General features: G+C 71.5%; 13 protein-coding genes. 5 read left to right on the forward strand and 8 right to left on the reverse strand.

The features are described from left to right. The first annotated feature begins 86 nt into the window (after positions 1 to 86). The 3 genes from ABTX24_RS04035 (at position 87) to ABTX24_RS04045 (ending at position 3,287) form a co-directional block, all read left to right on the forward strand. Complete coding sequence (locus ABTX24_RS04035) at positions 87 to 1,247, forward strand: ROK family transcriptional regulator (RefSeq protein WP_350837594.1); 1,161 nt, start codon at positions 87 to 89, stop codon at positions 1,245 to 1,247. A gap of 73 nt (positions 1,248 to 1,320) precedes the next feature. Then, complete coding sequence (locus tag ABTX24_RS04040) at positions 1,321 to 1,731, forward strand: hypothetical protein (RefSeq protein WP_350837596.1); 411 nt, start codon at positions 1,321 to 1,323, stop codon at positions 1,729 to 1,731. Beyond that, complete coding sequence (locus ABTX24_RS04045; protein WP_350837598.1) at positions 1,731 to 3,287, forward strand: multicopper oxidase family protein; 1,557 nt, start codon at positions 1,731 to 1,733, stop codon at positions 3,285 to 3,287. The genes ABTX24_RS04040 and ABTX24_RS04045 overlap by 1 nt, the downstream gene beginning before the upstream one ends. Here ABTX24_RS04045 and ABTX24_RS04050 read toward each other — a convergent pair whose 3' ends face one another. The 4 genes from ABTX24_RS04050 to ABTX24_RS04065 form a co-directional block, all read right to left on the reverse strand. Next, positions 3,288 to 3,674 carry a DoxX family protein gene (locus ABTX24_RS04050; RefSeq protein WP_350837600.1) on the reverse strand — a complete coding sequence of 129 codons (387 nt, stop codon included), beginning with the start codon at positions 3,672 to 3,674 and terminating at the stop codon, positions 3,288 to 3,290. It abuts the gene before it with no gap. An 82-nt stretch (positions 3,675 to 3,756) separates the two neighbouring features. Next, positions 3,757 to 4,227, reverse strand: a complete 471-nt coding sequence (locus ABTX24_RS04055; protein WP_141802088.1) for a carboxymuconolactone decarboxylase family protein — start codon at positions 4,225 to 4,227, stop codon at positions 3,757 to 3,759. An 87-nt stretch (positions 4,228 to 4,314) separates the two neighbouring features. Then, positions 4,315 to 5,196 carry a sigma-70 family RNA polymerase sigma factor gene (locus tag ABTX24_RS04060; RefSeq protein ID WP_350837602.1) on the reverse strand — a complete coding sequence of 294 codons (882 nt, stop codon included), beginning with the start codon at positions 5,194 to 5,196 and terminating at the stop codon, positions 4,315 to 4,317. Between the two features lie 100 nt (positions 5,197 to 5,296). Next, positions 5,297 to 5,662: a DoxX family protein gene (locus ABTX24_RS04065; RefSeq protein WP_350837604.1), complete on the reverse strand. Its 366-nt coding sequence runs from the start codon at positions 5,660 to 5,662 to the stop codon at positions 5,297 to 5,299. A gap of 114 nt (positions 5,663 to 5,776) precedes the next feature. Between ABTX24_RS04065 and ABTX24_RS04070 the strand changes: the two genes are divergently transcribed. After that, the gene (locus tag ABTX24_RS04070; RefSeq protein ID WP_350837606.1) at positions 5,777 to 6,154 is read left to right on the forward strand and encodes a winged helix-turn-helix transcriptional regulator; all 378 of its coding nucleotides are present in this window, start codon (positions 5,777 to 5,779) and stop codon (positions 6,152 to 6,154) included. Position 6,155: 1 nt separating this feature from the next. Here ABTX24_RS04070 and ABTX24_RS04075 read toward each other — a convergent pair whose 3' ends face one another. The 4 genes from ABTX24_RS04075 to ABTX24_RS04090 form a co-directional block, all read right to left on the reverse strand. After that, the gene (locus tag ABTX24_RS04075) at positions 6,156 to 7,859 is read right to left on the reverse strand and encodes a cation:proton antiporter (RefSeq protein WP_350837608.1); all 1,704 of its coding nucleotides are present in this window, start codon (positions 7,857 to 7,859) and stop codon (positions 6,156 to 6,158) included. Positions 7,860 to 7,987: 128 nt separating this feature from the next. Continuing rightward, positions 7,988 to 10,261, reverse strand: a complete 2,274-nt coding sequence (locus ABTX24_RS04080; RefSeq protein ID WP_350837610.1) for a heavy metal translocating P-type ATPase — start codon at positions 10,259 to 10,261, stop codon at positions 7,988 to 7,990. A 72-nt stretch (positions 10,262 to 10,333) separates the two neighbouring features. After that, positions 10,334 to 10,540 carry a heavy-metal-associated domain-containing protein gene (locus ABTX24_RS04085; RefSeq protein ID WP_160026038.1) on the reverse strand — a complete coding sequence of 69 codons (207 nt, stop codon included), beginning with the start codon at positions 10,538 to 10,540 and terminating at the stop codon, positions 10,334 to 10,336. A gap of 43 nt (positions 10,541 to 10,583) precedes the next feature. Further along, positions 10,584 to 11,480: a DUF8832 domain-containing protein gene (locus ABTX24_RS04090; RefSeq protein ID WP_160026039.1), complete on the reverse strand. Its 897-nt coding sequence runs from the start codon at positions 11,478 to 11,480 to the stop codon at positions 10,584 to 10,586. Positions 11,481 to 11,616: 136 nt separating this feature from the next. On the opposite strand from ABTX24_RS04090, the gene ABTX24_RS04095 reads away from it, so the two are divergent. Further along, positions 11,617 to 14,700, forward strand: a complete 3,084-nt coding sequence (locus ABTX24_RS04095) for an ATP-binding protein (RefSeq protein WP_350837612.1) — start codon at positions 11,617 to 11,619, stop codon at positions 14,698 to 14,700. Positions 14,701 to 14,725 lie beyond the last annotated feature (25 nt).

Genomic DNA, 14,725 nt, shown 5'->3' on the forward strand with positions numbered 1-14,725 from the left:
CCTGCGTGGACAAACACCGGCGCGAGCCCTGCAATTGTTAGGTTGCTTTCCGTACGCCACCCCGACCCTCGAAAGGAGCGCCGCCGATGTCGAAGCCGCCCAAGACACACCTGATCCGCGACACCAACGACCGCGCCGCGCTCGACCTGATGCTCTCGAACGGGCCGGTGACGAAGACCCGGCTCGGCGAGCTCGTCGGCCTCTCGAAGGTGACCGCGGGACAGCTGTTGACCCGGCTCGGCGAGCGCGGCCTGGTCGAGGTCGTCGGGACCCAGCAGGGCGGTCGCGGCCCCAACGCCGCGCTCTACGGCGTGGTCCCGTCGGCGGGCTATGTCGCGGCCCTCCACATCGGACCCGACCAGATCACCGCGTCGGTCGCCGACATCACCGGCACCGAGCTGGCCACCGGCGCGCTCGACCCCCACGAGACCTCCGACCCGGTCGAGGCGGTCCGGGCCACCGTCGCCGACGCCACCCGGAGCGCCGGCATCACGATGACGCAGCTCCGCTGCCTCTCGATCGGTACGCCCGGGATGATCGACCCGCGCACCGGCGACTTCCGCTTCGCCAACGATCTGCCGGACTGGCGCGCGGGCGTCCTCCAGGACCTCCGCCGCAGCTTCCAGCGGCCGATACTGATCGAGAACGACGTCAACCTCGCCGGGCTCGCCGAGCAGTCCGCCGGAGCCTCCCACGGCGTCAAGGACTCGGTGCTCGCCTGGATCGACCGCGGCCTCGGTCTCGCGGTGATCGTCGACGGCCGCCTCCACCGCGGCGCCGGCGGCGGTGCCGGCGAGATCGGCTATCTGGCGGTTCCGGGCGCCTCCACGCCCCACGGCACCGACAGCCCGCAGCACGCGGCCTTCCAGTCGCTGGTCAGCGTCGAGGCCATGGACGTCCTCGCTCGGGCGTTCGGGCTGAAGGGCAGCGGCGTGGAATGCGTACGCGCGGCCGCCGGCGGCGACCCCGACGCCGAGCCGTTCCTCGAGGAGCTGGCCAGGAGGCTCGCCCTCGGCCTGGCGGGCATCTGCGTCGTGCTCGACCCCGAGCTCTGCGTGCTCGCGGGCGAGGTCGGACGCGCCGGCGGGCCGGTCCTGGCCGCCCGCGTGCAGAAGGCGATCGCCGCCCTCGGCCCCAACGTCCCCACCGTCGTTCCCACCGAGATCTCCGGCGACCCCGTGCTCCGCGGTGCCCTCCAGATCGGTCTCGACACGGCCCGCGACGAGGTCTTCACCCACCAGGGCTGACCCCGACGAGGATCCGCCGGCAGTCAGGGGAACGCCCGATGCCATAGGTACCGCGGCTACATATCGTCGTGGTGTGACCACCACCCAGACATGCGAGCGCCGACCACGCGTCAGCCTCTTCTGCTTCCGAGCCGTCGCGGTTCTGACCGCGCTCTTCGCGATCGGGCAACCGATCTTCATCGGCTCCTACTTCGCCGGCACCTTCGAGGCGTTGGGCCTCCACTCCGCGGGCGCGGTCGCACTGCAGGGCCTCGGCCTGCTGCTGCCGATAGCCGCGTGCGCCGTCGTGGCGATGCGCGGGCGCTGGTGGTTCCTCATCTGGTCCGTCGCGCTCTTCTTCCTCATCCACGTCCAGGCGATCCTCGGCTACACCCGGGTCCTGCAGCTGCACGTGCCGGTCGGCGTCCTCACCGTCGGCATCGCGGTGGCCGTGGCCGTCGCCGCCGTACGCCGCGGCGCCGGCAGCCCGCGGGAGGTCCGGTGATGAGGATCGGACGACGCACCCTTCTCGGCGCCGGACTGGCTGCCCCGGTCGCCGGATCGCTGGCCGGGTGCGGCGAGGCCCCCGGGCAGACCGGACGGGTCCTGCGCAGCGCGGCACGGCTGCCGAAGGCGTACGAGACTCCGTTGCCGTTGCCGCCGGTCAAGCGGCCGTCGGGCGAACTGATCGAGATCGCCCAGCGCACCGCGTCGGTGGAGATCCTGCCCGGGCTGCGGACCGAGATGATGACGTACGACGGGGTCTTTCCCGGGCCGACGCTGGAGACCCGCCGCGGCGAGGCCGTGACCGTACGCCACACCAACGCCCTCACGCTGCCGACGGCGACGCATCTCCACGGCGGGCACACCCCGGCGAAGAGCGACGGCTGGCCGACGGATCTGCTGCTGCCTCCTGGCTTCGAGTCGGACCACGCCCACCACGCCGGTCACGGGGGTGGCCACGAGGCCATGGCCGATCCGAAGGCGCAGGTCACGACGGGGAAGCGGGACTACCGCTATCCGCTCGAGCAGCCGGCGACGACGCTGTGGTACCACGACCATCGGATGGACTTCACCGCCCCGCAGGTGTGGCGTGGGCTGGCCGGCTTCCACATCATCCGCGACGACGAGGAGGACGCGCTCTCGCTGCCACGGGGCGAGCGGGAGATGCCGCTGATGATCGCCGACCGGGCCTTCGACGAGGACGGCACGCTGCGCTATCCCGCGCTCGACCCGGAACTGCTCGGCGAGCCCGGCGTCGAGGACCGCTACATGGCCGGCGTGCTCGGCGACGTCATCCTGGTCAACGGCGCCCCGTGGCCGGAGGCGGAGGTCGACGCGGCGCAGTATCGGCTGCGGCTGCTCAACGCCTCCAACGCGCGTCGCTACGCGCTGAGCCTGCGTACCTCCGACGGACGGCCCGTGGCGTTCACCCAGATCGGCTCCGACGGCGGGCTCCTCGCGGCCCCGGTCGAGCACGGTGAGATCACGATGGCCTCCGGCGAGCGGTTCGACGTCGTCGTCGACTTCCGGTCGCTCGCGCCGGGGACGACGGTCGAGATGCGCAACCGTCTCGGCACCGGCCGCACCGCTCAGGTGATGCGATTCCGCATCGCCCGGCACGCGGCCGACGACGTCCGGCTGGCGGGGCGGCTCGCCGACGTACCCGAGCCCGAGGCGCCCGACGGCGCGGTCGTCCGCAGGTGGCACTTCCGCCAGGCGAAGGTGCACGGCCGCCGTGGCTGGGGGATCAACGGCAAGCCCTTCGACCCCTCGGTGCCGCAGGCCCGGGTGCCGCTGGAGTCCACCGAGATCTGGGAGTTCTTCACCGACGCGCACCACCCCGTCCACGTCCACCTCTCTCCCTTCCAGGTCCTGCGACGCGGCAATCGCGGCCCGGGTCCGATGGACCTCGGCTGGAAGGACACCGTCGACGTACGCCCCTACGAGGCCGTCCGGGTCAGGGTGAAGTTCGAGAAGTACGCCGGCCGGTTCCTGATCCACTGCCACAACCTGGAGCACGAGGACATGGCGATGATGGCCGGCTTCGAGACGGTGTGATCAGCCGGTGAAGGGGACCCAGGCGAACCGGCCGATCGCCACGAAAGCGGTCAGAGCGAGGTAGGTCGCGTCCACCAGCGCGGCCTTCGTCTCGCCTCTGCGGATCCGCAAGGTCACGGCGCCGACCATGATCAGGGTCAGTCCACTTGCCGCCAGCGGCACCAGGATCGGCGCGATGTCGAGCAGGGCGGGCAGGATCAGACCGATGGCGCCGAGGATCTCGAGGCCGCCGATGGTCTTGAGGGTCGCGGGCCGGAAGTCGAGGACCCAGCGCGAGGCGTCGCCCATCGTGGCCATCCTTTCCCTGGGGACCAACAGCTTTCCGAAGCCGGAGAGCAGGTAGATGGCGGCCATCAGGCCGGCGACGATCCATAGTGCGATGTTCATGAGTCTTCTCCTGGGCAGAATCGATGAGGTCTGTGGCCGCGGCGGACCCGGCCGGGTCCGCCGCGAGCCGAGGCACGTCGGGTCAGGCGTACTGCCCGGGCTGGTACTCGCCGCCGGGAGTCCGGGTGATCACGTTGAGACGGTTGAAGGCGTTGATCAGGCAGATCAGTCCGACCAGGGCCATCAGCTGGTCCTCGTCGAAGTGCTTCGCCGCGTTCGCCCACGCCTCATCGGTCACGCCGCTGGAGTCGGCGAGGCGAGTGCCCTGATCGGTGAGCTCCAGCGCCGCCCGCTCCGCCTCGGTGTAGACGGTCGTCTCCCGCCATGCCCCCACCAGGTTGATCCGCATCGCGCTCTCACCGGCGGCCGCGGCGTCCTTGGTGTGCATGTCGAGGCAGCCGCCGCAGCCGTTGATCTGGCTGGCACGGATCTTCACCAGCTCCTGCACCGCCTTCGGCAGTGTCGAGCCGGCGATGATCTTGTTCGACGAGATGATGTGCTTCGCCCACGCGGCCCCGATCTCGTTGCCCATCGGGTTGATCCGGCTTTCCATCTTGGGTCTCCTTCGTCTTCGGATGCTTGCACCAGTACGACGGAGCCGTTGTCCACGAGGTAACAACCCGGGGCGACGACGGGCGCGCTACTCGGGTCGCGGGGGCAGATCCATGGCGTCGAGGCGCTTGCGGTCGCTCACGGTCACCAGCTCGACGATCAGCCCCTCGACCACGGTGCACACCACCAGGCCGAGCACCTTGCCGTGGGCGCCCCAGGCCACGAACCCGGGCTCGCCGTTGACCCGAACCGGGAGCGTCGAGGTCATCGAGCGGGCGCCGCGCAGGACCGGTTCGGCCACCTCGGCTGCGCCGACCGTGGTCAGCACGCCCTTCGGGTGGTACGTCCGCCAGGTCACGTTCGGATCGAGCAGGGCGACGAGCCCTTCGAAGTCCCCGTTCCGTGATGCGGCGAGAAATGCGTCGACCACGGCACGCTGGCGACGCGGCTCATCCTGCGGCAGCGGGGTGCCCTGCACCTTCCGGCGCGCCCGGCTGGCGAGCATCTTGGTCGCATCGGTGGACCGGCCGATGATCTCGCCGATCTCGGCGAAGGGCACCGCGAACATGTCGTGCAGGACGAACGCCAGCCGCTCGGTGGGCGTGAGCGAGTCGAGCACGACGAGCAGGGCCAGCCCGACCGACTCGGCGAGCATCGCGTCGTCCTCGGGTGCTGCTCCACCGTCGACGGCCACCACGAGGTCCGGTAGCCGGTCCTCGTACGACAGCTCCGGCCGGGTCCTCCGCGAGCGGAGCACGTCGATGCAGACCCGCCCCACCACGGTCGTCAGCCAGCCGGCCAGGTTGTCGATCGAGGCCTCGTCCTGCCGGGACAGCCGGATCCAGGCCTCCTGCACCGCGTCCTCGGCGTCCGCCCTCGACCCGAGCATCCGGTACGCGACCGCCACCAGGCGCTCCCGCTGCTGCTCGAAGGCCTCCGCCGTCGCTTCGTGTGGACCTGATCCGGTCATGTCGTTACCTTCCTCGCGGAAACTCCGTCATGGTGATGACGGGTCCGCAGACGCCAAGGTAACCGTCACGACGGTGAGATCCGCCCCGGACGACCCCGAGCTAGCGACCGACGGCCAGGAACAGCGCGGCCAGGGCGACCAAGATCAGCACACCGTTGAGCCACAGGTCCCCACGCTCTCCGCGCGAGAGGTGGAAGATCGCGGCGAGCACCTGCACCACGGCCAGCCCTCCCGCCGCCCAGACCGCCAGGCCGGGGGCGATGCCGGTCAGCGGTGGGAGGATCAGCCCCAGAGCGCCGGCGATCTCCACCGCACCGATCGCCCGGACTCCCGCCATCGGGATCGAGGTGCCGGCCCACGCCATCATCGGCGCCAGCTGCTCCTGGCTCCGAACCACCTTGATCCCGCCCGAATAGAGATAGAAAGCAGCGAGCAGCGCGGCGACGATCCAGTACGCGACAGCCATGTCGAACTCCATTGGTTACGATGAGTAACTGAGCAATGACCACCCAGCATGGACGGGTTTCGAGGGGCGTACAAAAGGCACATCGGTGTGCCTGGGGAGCGGCGGGAGCAGAGCGTGTCGGACTACGAGAAGGCCTGCCTGATCAGGGGCGATGGCGGACGCGCGATCCGCGGCATCCTGGATCGCATCGGGGACAAGTGGAGCCTGCTCGTGATCGCCACCCTGGACGGCGGTCGGATGCGGTTCGGCGATCTGAAGCGGCACGTCCCGGGCGTCTCCCAGCGCATGCTCACGCTCACCCTGCGCCACCTCGAGCGCGACGGGCTGGTGGCACGCACCAGCTACCCCGAGGTGCCGCCGCGGGTGGAGTACGAGCTGACCGACATCGGCAGGACGCTGGTCGGTCCCGCGGTCTCCTTGGCCGAGTGGGCGATCCGGCACAACCCGCTCATCGATCAGCAGCGACGCGATTACGACGCCCGACTGGACTGACTCACACCTCGAGCCGCTTCTCCATGTCGTCGAGGAGCGACTCGACCTTGCGGTAGGTCTGCGAGCTGTACGCCCCGATGCCGCGCTCGGCGGCGAGCGCGTCACGCATCGCGTCGAGGTAGCGCAGCTGGAGGATCATCGTCTGCTCCATCACCGCGGGCTTGAGCCTCGGGGTGTCGCGTACGCCCGCGAGCACCCGCGGGAGGATGCGGTCCTTCAGCTTCGTCACCAGCTGCGGGTCGATCGGCTCACCGTCGATGGTCTGCGACTCCAGCGGTCCGAGCGTGTCGACCGCCGACTCCCCGACCTGACGCAGCAGGGCGCGGAACGCGTTGTGCCTCTCCTTGGCGCTCTCGGGGGAGAACCGCATCCGGCGGATCACCGCCGGGAGGGCGAGGCCGAAGAGCACGAGGGTGATCAGCGCGACCAGGAACGCGGCGAGCACGACGGTCGCACGGTGGGAGGTGCCGACCGGGATCGTCTGAGCGGCGGCGACCGTGACGACGCCGCGCATCCCGGCCCAGCCGATCGTCAGGAAGCCGCGCTTCGTGATCGGCTCCCGCTCCTCGAAGTCGATGTCTGCCCGACCTCTGGCCAACCGTCTGCGGGCCGAGGTGATCCGGGCGTCCTCCCGGTCGTCGGCCGGGGTCAGCGACTCGATCTTCTCCTCGAACTGGTCCAGGCGGGCACGTACCTGCTCCTTGCTCTCCTCCCGGTCGCGGAGGGCAGGCCCGGCGAGCCCGGCGAACCGGAGCAGGATCAGCAGGCCGACCACGATCGCCACCAGCCCGGCCATCTCGCCCAGGGTCGTCTCGCCCTGGGCGGCATCGACGAAGTCGGGCAGCTGGTAGCCCATCGCCAGGAAGACGCCGCTCTCCAGGATGAAGTTGAAGGTCGCCCAGGTGGTCGTCTGGGTCTGTCGGTCGCGGGCGCTGAACCGGCGGCTGCCGAGGCCGCCCGTCACCAACCCGGCCACGACGACGGCGAGCACGCCGGACGCGTTCAGCTCCTCGGCCGGGAAGTAGGCGATGAACGGCACCGCGAACGAGATCGTGGTGTTGAGCACCGGGTCGTCCAGGCGCTGGCGGAGCAGCACGGTGAGCCAGCCGACCACGCCGCCGATCACGAGCGCGCCCAGCACCGCCCAGCCGAACTCCAGCGCCGTACGTCCCAGCGAGAACGAGCTGGCCGCCGCGATCCCCGCGACCGCCGTCCGGAGGACGACGAGGGCGGAGGCGTCGTTGACCAGGCTCTCGCCCTCCAGCACGGTCATCACCCGCGGTGGCAGCCCGACCCGGCGCCCGATCGCCGTCGCCGCCACCGCGTCGGTGGGGCTGACGACCGCACCGAGCGCGACCGCGAGCGGGAAGGAGATCTCCGGGAACAGCCAGTGGACCACCGCTCCGATCACCAGCGCCGAGACGATCACCATCACGACCGAGAGCCAGCTGATCAGGCGGAGGTTCCGCCGGAAGTCGATCACCGGCAGGTTCACCGCGGAGGAGTAGAGCAACGGCGGCAGTACGCCGGCCAGGATCCACTCCGGATCGAGCTCGATCGCCGGTGCCCCCGGCAGATAGCTCGCCCCGATCCCGAGCCCCACGAGCAGCAGCGGCGCCGCCACCCCCGTACGCCGCGCGAACACCGACGCCGCGATCATGATCGCCAGCGCCACCCCGACGATCAGCATTACCCGATGGTCCATGTCAGGAGCCTAGGAAACCGCTGGACATGGCTCCGGATGCCGAGTCGGCGCGTCCTGACGCAAAACCACGCCGAGTCGGCGCGTCATGACGCGCCGACTCGGCGATCGGTGGGTTGTCGGCGGTGGGGTCAGCGGAAGCGGCGCAGCCGGAGGCTGTTGCTCACCACGAACACCGACGAGAAGGCCATCGCGGCACCGGCGAGCATCGGGTTGAGCAGTCCGGCGACGGCCAGCGGGATCGCGCCGACGTTGTAGGCGAACGCCCAGAACAGGTTGCCCTTGATGGTCGCCAGGGTCCGGCGGGAGAGCCGGATCGCGTCGGCCGCGACCCGCAGGTCGCCGCGGACCAGGGTCAGGTCACTGGCCTGGATGGCGACGTCGGTGCCGGTGCCCATCGAGAGGCCGAGGTCGGCCTGGGCGAGCGCCGGCGCGTCGTTGACACCGTCACCCACCATCGCCACGACACGGCCCTCCTCCTGCAGCCGACGGACCACCGCGACCTTGTCCTCGGGGAAAACCCCGGCGATGACGGTGTCCGCGGAGACCGGGATCCCGACCTCGGCGGCAACGCTCCGAGCCACGGTCTCGTTGTCGCCGGTGAGCAGGACCGGGGTCAGGCCCAGGCGCTGGAACTCGGCGATCGCCTCGGCCGAGGTCGCCTTGATCACGTCGTTGACGACCAGGACGCCGCGCGCCCGTCCGTCCCAGCCGACGGCGACGGCGGTGCGGCCCTCACCCTCGGCCTCGGCCATCGCGGACGCGAGGTCCTCGTGCAGGTACTGGCTCCACTCCTCGAGCAGGCGGACCCGGCCGACGAGGACCGCGTGGCCCTCGACGATGCCCTGGACACCCAGGCCCGGGACGTTGGCGAAGTCCTCGGCCGCCGGCAGGGTGCCGACGCGGGCCTCGGCCCCGGCGGCGATCGCCCGGGCGATCGGGTGCTCCGAGGCGTACTCGAGGGCGCCGGCCAGCCGGGCGATCTCGTCGGCGTCCTCGCCGGGCGCGGCGATGACGTCGGTCAGGGTCATGCTGCCGGTGGTGACCGTGCCGGTCTTGTCGAGCACGATGGTGTCGATCCTGCGGGTGCTCTCGAGCACCTCCGGTCCCTTGATCAGGATGCCGAGCTGGGCGCCGCGTCCGGTTCCGACCATCAGCGCTGTAGGCGTGGCCAGACCGAGCGCGCACGGGCAGGCGATGATCAGCACCGCGACCGCCGCGGTGAAGGCGGTGGCGGTCCCCGCCCCGGCGCCGAGCCAGAACCCGAGGGTGATGGCCGAGAGGGCGATCACGATGGGTACGAAGATCCCCGAGATGCGGTCGGCGAGCCGCTGAGCCGCCGCCTTGCCGGTCTGCGCCTCCTCGACCAGGCGCGCCATCTGGGCGAGCTGGGTGTCGGCACCGACCCGGGTCGCCCGGACGACGATGCGTCCGCCGGCGTTCACGGTGGCTCCGGTGACGGCGTCGCCGGGTGCGACCTCGACCGGCACGGACTCGCCGGTCAGCATGGCCGCGTCGATCGCCGACGATCCCTCCTCGACGATGCCGTCGGTGGCGACCTTCTCCCCGGGACGTACGACGAACAGGTCGCCGACGGCGAGCTCGTCGATCGGGATCCGGATCTCCACCTCGTCCCGGAGGACGGCCACCTCCTTCGCGCCGAGCTCGAGGAGCGCGGTCAGGGCGGCGCCGGCGCGGCGCTTCGACCTGGCCTCGAAGTAGCGGCCGGCGAGGATGAACGTCGTGACCCCGGCTGCCGCCTCGAGGTAGATGTTGCCGAGCCCGTCGGTGCGCTCGATGGCGAAGCTGAACGCGTGGGTCATGCCGGGCTCGCCGGCGGTGCCGAGGAAGAGGGCGTACAGGGACCAGCCGAAGGCTGCCAGGGTGCCGATGGAGACCAGGGTGTCCATGGTCGCCGCCCCGTGGCGGGCGTTGGTCCAGGCTGCCCGGTGGAACGGCGCCGCGCCCCAGACGACGACCGGTGCGGCGAGCGTGAGCGAGAGCCACTGCCAGCTCTCGAACTGCAGCGCCGGCACCATCGCCAGCAGCACCACCGGGACGGTGAGCAGGGTCGAGACCAGCAGCCGCCGCTTGAGAAGGGCGACCGGGTCCGAGACGTCGGCGTCGGCATCGGGGGAGGCACTCGAAGGAGCCGCCTCGCGGCGAGGCTCCTTGGCGCCGTACCCGGCGCTCTCGACCGTCGCGATCAGCACGCTCGCGTCGATGTCGGTGCTGTCCGCGGCGACGGAGATCTTCGCCTTCTCGGTCGCGTAGTTGACGGTGGCGGCGACACCGTCGAGCTTGTTGAGCTTGCGCTCGATGCGGTTCGCGCACGACGCGCAGGTCATGCCGTTGATCTCGAGCTCGAAGTCGGTCGTGGGGGCAGAGGTTCCGGAGACGGTCATCACTGGTGTCCTTCGGGTGGGTGATCGTGGTGCGCGTCGGCTCCCCGCTCACAGGGAGCCGACGCGGGTGGCTCAGCCGGCGAGCTGGTAGCCGGCCTCCTCGACCGCGCGCTGAACCTGCACGCGGTCGAGCTCGTTCGCGGAGGTGACGGTCACCTGGCCGGTGGCCAGGTCGACGTCGACGGAGGAGACGCCCTCGATCTGGGTGACCTCTTCCGTGACGGAGCTGACGCAGTGGCCGCAGGTCATCCCGGAAACGGTGTAGGTGGTGCTGCACATGGTGCTTTCCTTTCTCTGTGGTGGACCCTGCTCAGGCAGGGGGTCAGTGGGCCTCGGCGGTGAACGCAGCGGTACGCACCTCGCCGGCGTGCTTGAAGTCGAGGAACAGCCGGTACGTCCCGGCCGAGGGCACCTCGGCGGAAAAGGTGATCTCCGGGCCGGGGTCGGTGCGCCCGTCGCCGGGTGCCCCTTCGGGGTGGACGTGGAGGTAGGCGAGGTCGCCGTCGCGGAGCGCGACCAGGTGCCCGTACGCCTCGAGGTAGGGCTCGAGGTCGGTGACGGGCTCGCCGTCCTTGGTGACGGACAGGGTGAGGCCCGAGGTCTTCCCGGCGACCAGGTGACCGTCCAGGTCCACCTGGTAGGGGCTGACCGTGCTGGTGGCGGCGGCCGGCGGGAGCGGCTGCGGCTCGTGGGGGCCGGCGACGAAGAGGTCCTGACCGAGGGTCAGACCCTCGGCCGCGGTCGCCGGCCGGAAGTCGGCGAAGACGCGGTAGGTCCCGGCCGTGGCCAGGTCGGCGGTGACCGACCAGGTGCCGTCGGCGGCCATCACCGGGTGCAAGTGCTCGTAGGTCGCCAGGTCGCGGCGTACGACGATCAGGTGGAGCTTCTTCCCGTGCGCGGTCCCGAACCGGGTCACCGGCTCGTGGTCGGCGTCGAGGATCCGGAACCGCAGCGTGGCGTCGGCCATGCGCTGGTAGCGGTCCTCGACGAGGTCGAGCGTGTAGCCGGCCTCGCTGACGTTGAGCCCGGTGGCCTCGGGCGCCTTCGTCGCGCCGTGCCCGGCGTGACCGCCGTGGCCAGCGCTCGTCGCCTCGTGCTTCTGGTGGGTCGGGCGCTCCGGCTCTCCGACGGGGCCGACGGAGGCACCCACGGCGGAACCCAGGCCGCCGAGGGCAACGACGGCTCCGGCGAACGCACCGACCTTGGCAATGGCGTTCATGTGATCTCTCCTGGCTCGAATCTCGATGACGTGCCAGAGGTTGCTCGGCCGATCTGTCCGCGGACTGTCCCGGGATTGTCGGGACCCGGACAGATATCCGATCGGCGCCTGCGCCCGGTCTGACTACGATCTCGATGTGCTGCCGACCCCGACCTCGCGTGACATCCGGTTCGGGCTGCTCGGCCCCTTCGAGACCGCGGTCGACGGCGACATCGTCAAGGTCCCCGGGTCGGCGGAGCGGGCCCTGCTCGCGGTGCTGCTCCTGGCGCGCGGCCGGATCGTGCCCGCCTCGGCGCTGATCGACCGGCTGTGGGCCGACTCGTCGCTGCCCGCCGACCCGTTGAACGCCCTCCAGCTCCGGGTCTCCAAGCTGCGGCGGGTGTTCAAGACCGCCGGCCTCGACCTGGTTCAGCGCGACGGCGGCGGCTACCGGGCCGCGGTCGACCCGGTCACGATCGACGCCGAGGACTTCGAGCGCCGGATCCGCGGGGTCCGGGCGTCGGTCGCCGGCGGCGGGAGCCCGACCGAGACCGACCTGGACGCCTACGACGCGGCACTCGGGCTCTGGCGCGGTGACGCGCTCGCCGACTTCGCCACCGAGCCCTGGGCGGTGCCCGAGTCCGTACGGCTCGAGGACCTCCGCCGGACGGCGTACGCCGAGCGTGCTCAGATCGCGCTGTCGCTGGGCCGGCATGCAGAGGTCGTCACCGATCTCGAGCCGCTGCTGCGTACCGACCCGACGCACGAGGCGATGGCCGGGCTGCTGATGGTCGCGCTCTATCGCGCCGGCCGGCAGGCCGACGCGCTCGAGGTGTTCACCCGCACCCGGACGACGCTGGACGCCGACCTCGGCCTGGAACCGTCGGCGTCCCTCCGCTCGCTCCACGAGCGGGTGCTCCGGCAGGACCCGTCGCTCGGCACCTCCGGCGAGGTCACCCTGTCGACCCCCGCAACCGGTCCGCACCGCCCCAGGTCCGGCCTCTCCAACCTGCCGACCGACCTGACCCCGCTCGTCGGACGCGAGGAGCTGCTCACGTCCCTGAGTGAGCGGGTCGGCACATCCAGGCTCATCACCCTCGTCGGCCCCGGCGGATCCGGGAAGACCGTCCTCGGCCTGCAGACCGCGCAGCGGGTCGCCGACCGGTTCCCGGACGGCACCTTCCTCGTCCGGCTCGCCGCGATCCGCAGCCGGGAGCACATCGTGCCGGCCGTCGCCGCGGCCGTGGCGATGCCGCAGGACGGCTCCGCGATCGATCTCCAGGAGCGGCTGGCCGACTTCCTCGCCGACAAGCACCTGCTCCTCGTCATCGACAACTGCGAGCACCTCGTCGACCCCGTCGCCACCCTGGTCGAGCAGCTCCTGGCGCGCTGCCCCCGGCTCACCGTCATCGCCACCAGCCGAGAGCCCCTCGCCCTGCCGAGCGAGGTGCAGACCCTCGTCGGGCCGCTCCCGACCCCGCGCGAGGACGACGACGCCGAGGCGATCGCGGCGACCGCCTCCGTACAGCTGCTGATCCGCCGGGTCGCGACGGTCCTGCCGGGGATCGAGGCAGACCAAGAGGCGTACGCCCCGCTCGGCCGCATCGCCCGCGCGCTCGACGGCATGCCGCTGGCACTCGAGCTGGCCGCGGCCCGCGCGGCCACGCTCTCCCCGAGCGACCTCGCCGACCGGCTCGACCAGCGGTTCACGCTCCTCACCTCGGGAGCGCGGACGGCGGAGGACCGCCAGCGCACGCTCCGCGCGACCGTGGACTGGAGCTACGACCTGCTCGACGACCTCGAGAAGCGCGTCTTCGAAGGACTCGCCGTGTTCCACGGCGGCTGGACCCTCACCGCTGCCGAGCAGATCCTCTCCGACGACGAGACCGACTCGAACCAGATCATCCATGCCGTCGGCAGGCTGGTCGAGCAGTCCCTGATCGTCGCCGAGCGCGGGCCGGTCACCCGCTATCGCATGCTCGAGACGCTGCGTGAGTACGCCGCCGACCGGCTGGCACAGACCGGCCGGAACGACGCCCTGGCCACCCGGCACGCGCACTACTTTGCCCAGGTCGCCGAGCGGTCGGCGCAGGCGATGCGCGGGCAGGGGGACGCCCGGGCCAGGCTCCTCCTCGTCGACGAGCAGGCCAACGTACGCTCGGCCATCGCCTGGCTGGAGGGTCCAGCCGGCGACATCGACGCCGCGCTGCGTCTGGCCGGTCATCTGGGGCTCTTCTGGCATCAGGGCCGCCATCTCGAGGGCCGCCGGATCCTGCGTCGGCTCCTCGAGCAGGACCGCGGCTCGGCCGCGGCTCGGGCGGCTGCCCTTCAGGCGGTGGCGCTGGTCGAGCGTCCCCGGGCCTGCGTCGTCCACCCCCATCCGCGCTGCGCCGAGGCAGCCCAGGAGAGCCTCGCGATCTTCCTCGCGGACGGTGACGCCGACGGCGCCGCGGTCTCCCGGGTACTGCTCGCCGTCGAAGGCGTCAACGGGACGGACCCGGAGGCCGCCGCGCTCCTGGACGACGCCGAGACGTGGTTCCGCGAGCAGGGGGACCGTTGGGGACTCGCCGTCGCCGGCTTCGTCCGGCTCGAGACCGCGCTGAAGGCCAGGGACGAGCCGGCTGCGATACGCCTCGGACGGGCCACCGCGGCGGAGTTCGGTCACCTCGACGACCCGTGGGGTCAGAGCGCCGTCCTCTACCACCTCGGCTACGGGCTGCGGCACTTCGGACGCCTGCGGGAGTCGGCCCGGACGCTCGAGCAGGCCAGCGACGTCGCGGCGTCCGCAGGCATCCACAACACCGTGCAGTGGGCCCTCGCCGACCTCGGGATCACCCACCTCGAGCTCGGGGACGAGGAGTCGGCCCGGGACGCCTTCCGTCGCGCTGAGCTCGCGTCCCGTCACGTCGGCGACCGCGCCGGGTCGGTCCTCGCCGCGTACGGACGTGGCCGGCTGGCCGAGCGCCAGCAGGACTGGTCAAGCGCCATCTCGCTGTTGTCGAGCGCCATCCAGGGCTTCGAGACGCTGGAGACGCCCGCGATGACGGCGAAGGCCACGCTGGCCCTGGCCCGGTGCCACGAGCAGGTCGCCGAGCCGGAGGCGGCGGCGGAGCGCTACGACGAGGCCCGCGCGCTCGGTCTCGCCGCCGGCGAGACCGCCGTCGCCGCTCGGGCCGAGGAGGCGCTGGCTCGGCTGGCCGGCGGCCGCACAGACGGCGGCCGGACAGTCCAGGGACAGTGACCCGGGACAGGTTCTCTTTCACGCG

Source organism: Nocardioides sp. NPDC127514 (assembly GCF_040302125.1).
Taxonomy (GTDB): Bacteria; Actinomycetota; Actinomycetes; order Propionibacteriales; family Nocardioidaceae; genus Nocardioides.

Bases quoted from the DNA above. Each gene is read 5' to 3' on its own strand.
- ABTX24_RS04035 (WP_350837594.1), top strand. From the start codon at position 87: ATGTCGAAGCCGCCCAAGACACACCTGATCCGCGACACCAACGACCGC.
- ABTX24_RS04045 (WP_350837598.1), top strand. From the start codon at position 1,731: ATGAGGATCGGACGACGCACCCTTCTCGGCGCCGGACTGGCTGCCCCG.
- ABTX24_RS04050 (WP_350837600.1), bottom strand. From the start codon at position 3,674: ATGAACATCGCACTATGGATCGTCGCCGGCCTGATGGCCGCCATCTAC.
- ABTX24_RS04055 (WP_141802088.1), bottom strand. From the start codon at position 4,227: ATGGAAAGCCGGATCAACCCGATGGGCAACGAGATCGGGGCCGCGTGG.
- ABTX24_RS04060 (WP_350837602.1), bottom strand. From the start codon at position 5,196: ATGACCGGATCAGGTCCACACGAAGCGACGGCGGAGGCCTTCGAGCAG.
- ABTX24_RS04065 (WP_350837604.1), bottom strand. From the start codon at position 5,662: ATGGCTGTCGCGTACTGGATCGTCGCCGCGCTGCTCGCTGCTTTCTAT.
- ABTX24_RS04075 (WP_350837608.1), bottom strand. From the start codon at position 7,859: ATGGACCATCGGGTAATGCTGATCGTCGGGGTGGCGCTGGCGATCATG.
- ABTX24_RS04080 (WP_350837610.1), bottom strand. From the start codon at position 10,261: ATGACCGTCTCCGGAACCTCTGCCCCCACGACCGACTTCGAGCTCGAG.
- ABTX24_RS04085 (WP_160026038.1), bottom strand. From the start codon at position 10,540: ATGTGCAGCACCACCTACACCGTTTCCGGGATGACCTGCGGCCACTGC.
- ABTX24_RS04090 (WP_160026039.1), bottom strand. From the start codon at position 11,480: ATGAACGCCATTGCCAAGGTCGGTGCGTTCGCCGGAGCCGTCGTTGCC.